Origin of the sequence: Streptomyces sp. URMC 124 (genome assembly GCF_051386455.1) — a bacterium.
In the GTDB taxonomy this organism is placed as follows: domain Bacteria; phylum Actinomycetota; class Actinomycetes; order Streptomycetales; family Streptomycetaceae; genus Streptomyces.
The window spans coordinates 1-8,624 of record NZ_JBPQTS010000013.1 but is presented as its reverse complement, the minus strand read 5'-3'; the positions used below and the strand labels follow the sequence as shown (position 1 = coordinate 8,624).

Sequence of the window (8,624 nt, the reverse complement as noted above, 5' to 3'; positions counted from 1 at the left end):
TGTGACGGGTTTCCGGATCGGTACAGGATCAGGTCTAGGGGAATCCCAAACGACGCTGCATGCGTGCCGCCGCGAACCCGTCATCAGCATCTGATGGGCATGACTAAGGAGAACCCTAGGGGAAGTTGTGGGAGGGTCATCGGCCGTATAGCCTTTGCCCTTTTTCCTCCGGCGAAAAGGTTTCATCGCACCATGACGCATTCAAGAGAATCCGTCGGCCCCGACGGGAATCGCTTAGTACGCTCCTTCCCGACGGCACGGCCGACGGGCTGTCCTTTCGATCCGCCGGCCCCTTTCGCGGAAGCACGCGCGGAATGCCCGGTGACCCCGCTGCAATACCCCGACGGGCACGTGGGCCGGCTCGTCACGGGACTGCAGAGCGCACGGGCCGTACTGGGCGACACGCGATTCAGCTCGCTGCCGGCCGGGAAGCGTTCTCCGGTCAAGGTGCCCGGCTCCGAGCTGAGCACCGACGCCCTGCCCGCGGGCATGTTCGTCAACATGGACCCGCCCGACCACACCCGCTACCGCCGGCTGCTGAGCAAGCACTTCACCATCCGGCGGGTGAGGGAGCTCCGGCCCCGCATCCAGGAGATGACGGACCGCCTGCTGGATGCGATGGAGGACAGCGGCAGGCCCGTCGACCTGGTCGAGGCCTTCGCCAAGCCGCTTCCCACGCTGGTCACGTCGGAACTGCTCGGCCTGCCGGAAGAGGACCGCGCGGAGTTCGGGCGCCACGTCGACGTGCTCTTCAGCCTCTCCAGCAGCGGCGAGGAGATGCAGCAGTCGATGATGCTCCTGGGCGGCATGCTGCACGCCCTGATCGGCAACGCGCGCAAGGACCCGGGCCCGGACATCCTCGGCCGGCTGACCGTCGAGACCGACCTGAGCGACGAAGAGCTGCTCGGCATCACGATCGTCCTGCTCATCGCCGGGCTGGAGACCACCACCAACATGCTGGCGCTGGGCACGTACGCCCTGCTGCGCCACCCCGAGCAGCTGGCGGCCCTGCGCGCCGACTGGTCCTTGATGGACGGCGCCGTGGAAGAGCTGCTGCGCTACCTCAGCGTGGTGCAGATCGGGCCGATCCGGGTCGCCGCCGAGGACTTCACGTTCGAGGGGCAGTCCCTGCGCAAGGGCGAGGTCGTCACGGTGTCGCTGCCCGCCGCCAACCGTGACCCGCTCGGGTTCGACGACCCCGACGTCCTCGACATCCGCCGCGGCGTGACCCGCCACCTCGCCTTCGGCAGCGGACCCCACCAGTGCATGGGTCACCACCTGGCCCGCCTGGAGCTCTCCATCGGCTACGAGTCCCTGCTGCGTCGCTTCCCCCGGCTGGAGCTCGCCGTTCCGGCGAGCGAGATCGGCACCCGGGAGATGATGGTGACGTACGGCGTCCTGGGGCTCCCGGTGCGCTGGTGAGGAGGCTGCCGTCATGAGGATCGAGATCGAAAGGGACCTGTGCTGCGGCGCGGGAACCTGTGTGCTCCTCGCCCCGGACGTCTTCGACCAGAACGACGAGGACGGCACGGTGATCCTGCTCGACGCCACTCCGGGCGCCGAACAGCGGGCGGCGGTGCAGGAGGCCGCCGAACAGTGCCCGACGGCGGTCATCACCATCACCTGACAACGGCGTCCGGGCGAGGCCGCCCGCCCCGGACGCTCCGGCCCGGGCGCCGGAGCAGCACCGGGCCGGGGCCCGCCACGGCCCGGCTACCGCTTGCACAGCTTCATCGGCCATACTGCCCGCCGTGGAACACCGCATAGGCCAGAACACCCCGCCCGTACACGCCGCCGGAACCGATCCGGCGTTCGTCCCCGGTCTGACCCCGCCGCGGGCCGCCGAGGCACAGGAGCCTGCGCCGGTGCCGGCGGACGCCGTACCGGACGCCGTCACCGCTTCGGAACCGAAGGCGGAAACGGAAGCGGAAACGGGGGCGGCCACGGAAGCGGAAGCGGCTGTCGCCGAGAAGGAACCGCGGCCGGTGGCCGACGGCCCGGTGTTCGAGGTGTCCGACCGACGCGGCTCGATCACCGTCGACAGCACCGGCGTCACACTCCGGCTGGACGACGAGACGGCCGAGTTCGACTGGTCGGAGATCGGCGCGGTGGAGACGAGCACCCCCCGGTTCGGCCGCCGATTCACCGTCAGCGTGCACACCAGCCGTCGCACCTACCACGTCCACATCGAGGCGCCCAAGCGGAGCCTTCTCCAGCAGTGGGCGACCGAGCTGGACACCGTGCTCGACTCCTATTTCGAAGACGCCGACCCCAGCTGACCGGCAGTCACCGGCCGAGGGAGCCGGTCACGACCCCGTGGGTGGCTGGTGCAGGGACGGCGCAGCCGCCCCGCGGTGCTTGATGTTGACGGCGGAAGCTTTGGCCAGTGTGAGGGGGTTCAAGAACTGCAGCGGGCTGATCAGCCGGGATGCAAACAGATGCATGTGCCGCGCCACTGATTCGTCACGCGCCGCCGCCGAGAACATCAGCCGCTCCAAGGGATTGAACGGCCGGGACTTGGCGAAGTCGGCGGCCAGGTACTGGTGACCGCGCAGCCGGCGCCGGTGTCTGCGTGCGTAGGCCGCGAGCGATCTGTTGAGGTCACCCCGACCGATCGCGGCCGGGGCCACCGCCTCGGCCAGCCATTGCGCGGATTGCAGGGCCCAGCCGCATCCCACTCCCCACAAGGGGTCCCCGGTCAGGGCGGCGTCGCCGATGAGGGCCACGCCCAGTGCGGTCGGCGTGCGGCTGTGAAACGGGTAGTCGACCGTGCCTATGATCTTCGTGATGCGCTCGGCGGAGTCGATGGGCGGCGCCTCGGGCAGAGCCCGGACGTAGGCGAAGAAGCTGCCCTCCAGGTCTTCCCGGAAGGCCGGCAACCGTTTCTTGTCCGGGAGGACCGCGATGACCGTCACCCCGTCGTCGTTGGGAAACGCGTACGCCATGTCGGGCTCGAGGAACCAGGTGTGACCGACCCCGCCGCGCAGCGGAAGGCCGCGGAAGTGGGCGAGATAGCCGAAGCGCGCGTTCTCGTACGTCCGAGCAGGTACCCCGGCGGACTTCGCCACGGCCGAGTCCTTGCCGTCGGCGCCGACCACCAGGCGGGCGCGGATTTCGCGCTCGCCCTGTGGTGTCGCCGCACGCACCCCTGAGGTCCGGCCGGCTTGCGGGACCAGCCCGGTCACACGGTGACCGAGGAGCAGATCGACGCCAGGGGTCTTAGCCGCACGGGACCTGATCAGCGGGTCGAGGGTGCTGCGCCGGATGTTGTATCCGTACGGCAGCTCGGGGCCTGCCGGCGCTGCCCGCGGCTCGATCCATCCCCAGCGGGTGTACCAGCGGGCCACATTGCGGACGGCTCCCGCCTTCTCCAGGGCGGGGAGCAGGCCGAGTTCGTCCAGTACCGGGTAGGCGTCGGCCTGGAGGGAATGGGTGCACAGCACCTTGTACGCTTCCGGGTCCGAGCGGCGTTCCAGCAGTGCGACGCGGACACCGCGTCGAGCCAGCAGGATCGCCGCGGCGCTGCCGGCGAGACCGGCTCCGCCGATGACGACGTCGTAGTCGTATCCCGCGCTCCCAGGCCTGGTCATGTGCTGATCTCTCCCTCAGGTGCACGAAGCGTTCGAAGCGTTGTCAGGGGTTGCGGACCGTGTGATGTCCGATCCGGCCGTCCAGCCAGCGCACCTCGTACGGGCCGAGGGACACGGACTGCCCGTCCACTCGGGCCGCCACCGGCCGGCACTCGGTGTTGACGACGAGGACGGCCGCGTCGTCGGCGAGCACCCGGAGCCGGGCGCCCGGCTCCGCGATGGCCTCGACCGGACGGAAGGCGGTGCCCGGGGGGAATGCGTGGGCGAAGCGGGTGAGCAGCCGGGCCATGGGAAGTTCACGGCCGCCGTCGCGCAGGTGGGTGCTGCGCCACAGGCACCCCGGGCAGTCGTCCCCGGTCCGCTGCGGATTCCAGTAGAAGGCGGCCGATGCGCCGCTCGCCGCCAGGTGCATCATTGCGGTGGCGTGCACGGCGGTGCGATGGTGCTCGCTCCAGCCGTCCCGGCCGCCCGGGCTGTCGTCCTCGGCGGGCGGCTCGACGTACCACTCGGCCCACCAGACGGGGAGCCCGGTGACGCTGCTCAGCCACCGGGTGACGTCGGCGAACTTCTCGGTGGCGGCGAACTCGTCGGGGATCGCCTCGTGGTCCTCGCGGGTGTAGCTCGCCCCGTCGACGACGACGAAGTCCGCGCCCGCCTTGTGCTCGTTCCAGTAGTGGATGACGTCGGCGGAGCGCTGATCCAACTCGCCCCAGGCGCCGCGGAGTTCGCGCGAGCAATCCTCCCGGTCCCCGGCGGGCGGGTCGTGGTCGGCCACTACGTACGGGCCGCCGACCAGGTTGTCCGGGCTCTGCTTCTTCAGCTCGGCGTAGACGAGGTTGTACAGCTCGGTGTACCCCTCGTGGTTCCAGCGGCGCTTGTCCTCGTCGTAGAAGCCCTTCAGCTCGTTCCACACGAGGAAGTGCTTGATGTCCGGGTAGCGGCGGGTGATCTTGCCCGCGAGGCGGGCGAAGTCCTTGTAGTGCCGGCGGTCGGGGGCGGCTTCCAGCCGGGACCAGTCGGTACGTCCCCGTCGCCCGCCCTTCATCCAGTCGGGGGCGCCGCACAGGGTGAGGACGGTGGCGGCGCCGGTGCTTCGCATCAGGGCGACGCGCTCGTCGAGGGCTTGGAAGTCGTAGTGCCCGGGCGCCGGTTCGGGGTTCTCCGCGCCCCACCCCATGATGTGCTGGTTCTGCGGCAGGGGCCTTGCGGAGAGCAGGGAGCCTGCCTGGCGCGTGGCTTCCGGAGTACCGTGGTCCGCGCTGTGCTGAGTGTGAGTGAAGCCCCAGCCCGGCCGGGCAGCCGCCCGGCCACTGCCGGGCCTCATCAACCGTGCCGCGTCACGTCGCCCCACGACATCCAATGGTAGGCGCACAGGGGGGATTTCATCCCGTGCGTGTTTCTGTGGGCGGAGAAGCCGTCCGCATGGGCGCGCGGAGGCGCGGCGCTGCCGCTCGCCCCACCCACCGGCCTACGCGGCTTCGCCGCCGGCGCCGTAACCCCGAAGCATCGCGCTCAGGATGTCGCTCAGCCGGGGGGCGACGTCGACGACGGCGTGGGCGAGGTCCGGGTCCGACTCGTAGAGGCGGCGCAGTTCGGTTCCCGGGGCGGCCATCTGCCAGAGCGCTCCGGCCATCGCCGTGGCCGTGGCGACGACGTTGCCGGCCTGCTGGGGGCGCACGGCGGCCACTTGGCACAGCACCTCGCCCACGGCCGTGACCTCGGCGATGGCCGTCAGCTTGAAGGACCGGACGCTCTCCAGCGAGACGTTGCGCTCCAGGTTCATGGGCGTGTGGGCGAGCAGGTCACAGAACAGGGGACGGGCCACCAGCGACTCGGCGAGGATCCGGGCGACCGCGCACAGGTCGGGTTTCCGGTCCGCGCCGTTCACGGCATCCGCGGAGTCCCCGTCCCCCGCGCCGGGCGCCGCGCCGGCGAGCCGCTCGCGCACCGCCTGCGACCACTCCACCCATCCGGCGGCAGCCAGCCTGAGGAAGATCTCTTCCCGGGTCTCGAAGTAGCGGAGCATCGCCGACTTGTGCATGCCGACCTCCGCGGCGATGTCGGTCAAGGTGACCGACCGGATGCCGTTCGTCTCGGCCAGACGGGCCGCCGCGTCGAGGATCGCGGACTCGCGGGCGCGCTTCGCCTCGGGGCTCCGTGCGCGTGAGGGCCGGCTGCGGGTGGTCATGCGGGCATTCTAACGCAACCAGGTTGCACTATTAACGCAACCGCGTTTTGCTATTTCCATGGCACCCCAGACATGGTTCATCACCGGCTCGTCCCGCGGCTTCGGCCGCTCCCTCGTCGTCGCCGCCCTGGAGGCGGGCGACCGGGTCGTCGCCACTGCCCGCAAGCCGGAACAGCTCACTGACCTGGTCGAGCGGTTCGGCGACAGGGTCTTCCCGGTCGCGCTCGACGTGACCGACGCCGCCGCGGCCGCTGCCGCCCTCGACGCCGCCCGTGACCGCTTCGGCCGCATCGACGTGGTCGTCAACAACGCCGGCTACGCGAACGTCGCCCCGGTCGAGACGGCTCCGGAGGACGACTTCCGCCGCCAGTTCGAAACGAACTTCTGGGGCGTGTACAACGTCTCGAAGGCTGCGCTGCCCCTGTTGAAGGCGCAGGGCGGCGGCATCGTCGTCCAGTTCTCCTCCATCGGCGGCCGGGTGGGCGGCAGCGCCGGCCTGGGCTCCTACCAGGCGGCCAAGTTCGCCATCGACGGCCTCACCCGCGTGCTCGCCACCGAGACCGCGCCGTTCGGCATCCGTTACCTGGTCGTCGAGCCCAGCGGCTTCGCCACCGACTGGGCCGGCGCCTCCATGGACGTCCAGGACGTCCCGCCGGAGTACCGGGCGACCGTCGGCGCCTTCACCGACCGGGTCCGCGACAGCCGGACCGCCGGCGACCCCGACCGCGCCGCCGGGATCCTGGTACGGGTGGTCAAGCGCGACCACCTCCCCACCCATCTGCCCCTCGGCGCAGACGCGTCCAGGATGGCGCTCGACTACTCCAGGCAGCAGATCGCCGAGGCCGAGGCCTGGCAGGCCGTCTCCCTCTCCGCCGACTTCGGGGCGCAGTACCCCGTCGGGCTACCGGCGGACGCCGAGTAGGCCGGCCGCATCGCCCGGTTCGGGCCCGCCGTCCGTAGCCCACCACTAGGCCGTGGCGGCGTGCCGAGGGAATTTCGGTAGAGGTACCGGACCAGAATCGGCGTCGACGGTGGCAACGGCGCGAGGTAGTGTGCGGGCAGCGTCGCGTGCCGGTGGCAGACCGTGTCAGGCATGGAGGCGCCGAACCGAAGGAGGCCGGCGTTGCACTCGTCGCACCCTTCGTCCTCGCGTGACTGAGCGCGAGACGACCAGGCTCGTCGCCTGGAGCCAAGAACTCCGTCAGGTCCACCACCGACTCCGGGAAGCGCTGTCCGTGACGCGCGCCTCCCTGGCCGACGGCACCCCCGGCCAGGCGGCCACCCGTGAACTGCTGCTGTACTGCCACGGCTTCTGCACCGCTCTCGACGGCCACCACCGAGGTGAAGATCGCACCTTGTTCCCGGCCATCGCGGCTGCTCACCCGGAGCTGCGCCCGGTGCTGCGCTCGCTGGAGCAGGATCATTCGATGATCGCCCACCTGCTCGGCGGCCTGCGCACCGCGGTCGAACGGGCCGCACCGCCCGAAGAGCTCGATCACCACCTCGAAGGGATCGCCGCGCTCATGGAGAACCACTTCCGGTACGAGGAGAAGCAACTGCTCGCCGTACTCGAAACCCTCGAGCCGGCAGCCGCGCCGGGAGAGGTGCTGGGCCCGATATGACCTGGAACCGGACGGCGGGGGGCGGTGGAATCCGCGTCGGTCCGGGAGCGACGTCACGTGGCAGTCACTGCGACCGCGACCGACCAGCCGATGTAGAGGACGTTGACGGCCAGCCGGGCCACCGCACCGGCCGGTCGGTGCAGCCGGCCCGGCCGATCAGGACGGGCGCGGCACAAGGCATCCAGATGGGACGTCAAATACGTGCTGATCAACGCCGCGGCGGCCCACCCTCCGACCGTCCGGCCGCCAGGCGTCAGTATCAGCGCGCCCACGACGATCTCCGCCGCCCCACTGACAGCGACAAACGTTCCGGGCCGGCCGAGCCACGCCGGGACCAGGGCCCGGAAGTAGCCGGGGACCAGGAAGTGCGCGATCCCCACGGAAACCAGGAAGACCGCCAATGCGATGCCCGCGATAACGTCCATGCCGTGATGGTTGTCCCGGCCCACGCGTGGGCGCTTGAACAAAACGATCGCCGGCTCGTCTTCGCCTCCGGTCCCGGGGCGGCGATGTTCGCCGAGACCGGCGCGTTCACCGTCACCCGGCACCAGCACCCGGCGTGGAAGGTCGTCCTTCCGGTCGGCGGCCGCGCCCACGTCGGACCGGCCGCGGGCAGGCACGTGGCGGGAGCCGGGATGATCGTGCCCCCGCAGCTCGCCCACACATGCGCCTCGTCGTCGTCCTACATCGCTCTGTTTCTGGACCCCTGGACGCTGCGTCCCGCACCGGGCCCGACGCCTCTGGACAATGTTGCGGTGCGGCGGATCCTCGCCGCGCTGGGCCGCAGCCGCATCGACGGCGGCTTCGGCGACGGGCCCGACCTCGCCGCGGCGCGAGCCGAACTCATCGCGCTCACCGGTGCGGGGCAGCGCCCGCTCGATCCACGGACGGCCTACGCGCTCCGTGAGTGCACACGTACGGATCCCGGTGCCCGCATAGGTTCCCTCGCCGCCGAGGTCGGACTCTCACCGCCCCGGCTGCGCGCTCTCGTCCGCGCGTCCGTCGGAGTGCCGCTCGTGCAACTGCGGCAATGGGCACGGCTGCGCGCGGCCATCGCCGGCCTGCCCCGTGCCTCAGTGGCCGAAGCCGCAGCCACCGCGGGCTTCGCTGACCAGGCCCACCTGGCTCGCACGGCGCGCGCCCTCCTCGGGCGCACGCCCTCGTCCATGACGCCGTCTCAGCGGCAAGAGGCGCCCCGGGGGGGGGGGGGGGGGGGGGGGGGGG

The 8,624-nt window shown here is 71.0% G+C and carries 10 protein-coding genes; 6 read left to right on the top strand and 4 right to left on the bottom strand.

From position 1 onward, the window contains the following. Positions 1-321: 321 nt before the first annotated feature. From ACSNOG_RS04620 to ACSNOG_RS04610, 3 genes are all read left to right on the top strand, one after another. On the top strand, positions 322-1,422 hold the full coding sequence (locus tag ACSNOG_RS04620) for a cytochrome P450 (RefSeq protein WP_436751216.1): 1,101 nt from the start codon (positions 322-324) through the stop codon (positions 1,420-1,422). A gap of 13 nt (positions 1,423-1,435) precedes the next feature. Next, complete coding sequence (locus ACSNOG_RS04615; protein ID WP_436751215.1) at positions 1,436-1,627, top strand: ferredoxin; 192 nt, start codon at positions 1,436-1,438, stop codon at positions 1,625-1,627. Between the two features lie 124 nt (positions 1,628-1,751). Next, positions 1,752-2,279, top strand: coding sequence for a hypothetical protein (locus ACSNOG_RS04610; RefSeq protein WP_436751214.1), 528 nt, complete (start codon positions 1,752-1,754; stop codon positions 2,277-2,279). Between the two features lie 27 nt (positions 2,280-2,306). Here the strand turns inward: ACSNOG_RS04610 and ACSNOG_RS04605 are convergent, their stop codons facing one another. The 3 genes from ACSNOG_RS04605 to ACSNOG_RS04595 all read right to left on the bottom strand — a co-directional run bounded on the left by ACSNOG_RS04605 (position 2,307) and on the right by ACSNOG_RS04595 (position 5,778). Next, a complete protein-coding gene (locus tag ACSNOG_RS04605; RefSeq protein ID WP_436751213.1) occupies positions 2,307-3,590 on the bottom strand; it encodes an NAD(P)/FAD-dependent oxidoreductase in 1,284 nt (427 codons plus the stop codon). A 43-nt stretch (positions 3,591-3,633) separates the two neighbouring features. Further along, entirely contained in the window at positions 3,634-4,941 is a 1,308-nt protein-coding gene (locus ACSNOG_RS04600) for a xylan 1,4-beta-xylosidase (RefSeq protein ID WP_436751212.1), read from the bottom strand. 117 nt (positions 4,942-5,058) lie between these two features. Continuing rightward, entirely contained in the window at positions 5,059-5,778 is a 720-nt protein-coding gene (locus ACSNOG_RS04595) for a TetR/AcrR family transcriptional regulator (RefSeq protein WP_436751211.1), read from the bottom strand. 58 nt (positions 5,779-5,836) lie between these two features. Here ACSNOG_RS04595 and ACSNOG_RS04590 point away from each other — a divergent pair, with 58 nt between their 5' ends. Both ACSNOG_RS04590 and ACSNOG_RS04585 read left to right on the top strand, forming a co-directional pair. After that, the gene (locus tag ACSNOG_RS04590; RefSeq protein ID WP_436751210.1) at positions 5,837-6,700 is read left to right on the top strand and encodes an SDR family NAD(P)-dependent oxidoreductase; all 864 of its coding nucleotides are present in this window, start codon (positions 5,837-5,839) and stop codon (positions 6,698-6,700) included. 229 nt (positions 6,701-6,929) lie between these two features. Beyond that, a complete protein-coding gene (locus tag ACSNOG_RS04585; protein ID WP_436751209.1) occupies positions 6,930-7,400 on the top strand; it encodes a hemerythrin domain-containing protein in 471 nt (156 codons plus the stop codon). A gap of 53 nt (positions 7,401-7,453) precedes the next feature. Here ACSNOG_RS04585 and ACSNOG_RS04580 read toward each other — a convergent pair whose 3' ends face one another. After that, complete coding sequence (locus ACSNOG_RS04580) at positions 7,454-7,825, bottom strand: DoxX family protein (protein ID WP_436751208.1); 372 nt, start codon at positions 7,823-7,825, stop codon at positions 7,454-7,456. 6 nt (positions 7,826-7,831) lie between these two features. Here ACSNOG_RS04580 and ACSNOG_RS04575 point away from each other — a divergent pair. Beyond that, a partial coding sequence (locus ACSNOG_RS04575) for a helix-turn-helix domain-containing protein (RefSeq protein ID WP_436751207.1) occupies positions 7,832-8,624 on the top strand: 793 nt, incomplete at its 3' end.

Bases quoted from the DNA above. Each gene is read 5' to 3' on its own strand.
- ACSNOG_RS04605 (WP_436751213.1), bottom strand. From the start codon at position 3,590: ATGACCAGGCCTGGGAGCGCGGGATACGACTACGACGTCGTCATCGGC.
- ACSNOG_RS04615 (WP_436751215.1), top strand. From the start codon at position 1,436: ATGAGGATCGAGATCGAAAGGGACCTGTGCTGCGGCGCGGGAACCTGT.
- ACSNOG_RS04595 (WP_436751211.1), bottom strand. From the start codon at position 5,778: ATGACCACCCGCAGCCGGCCCTCACGCGCACGGAGCCCCGAGGCGAAG.
- ACSNOG_RS04590 (WP_436751210.1), top strand. From the start codon at position 5,837: ATGGCACCCCAGACATGGTTCATCACCGGCTCGTCCCGCGGCTTCGGC.
- ACSNOG_RS04580 (WP_436751208.1), bottom strand. From the start codon at position 7,825: ATGGACGTTATCGCGGGCATCGCATTGGCGGTCTTCCTGGTTTCCGTG.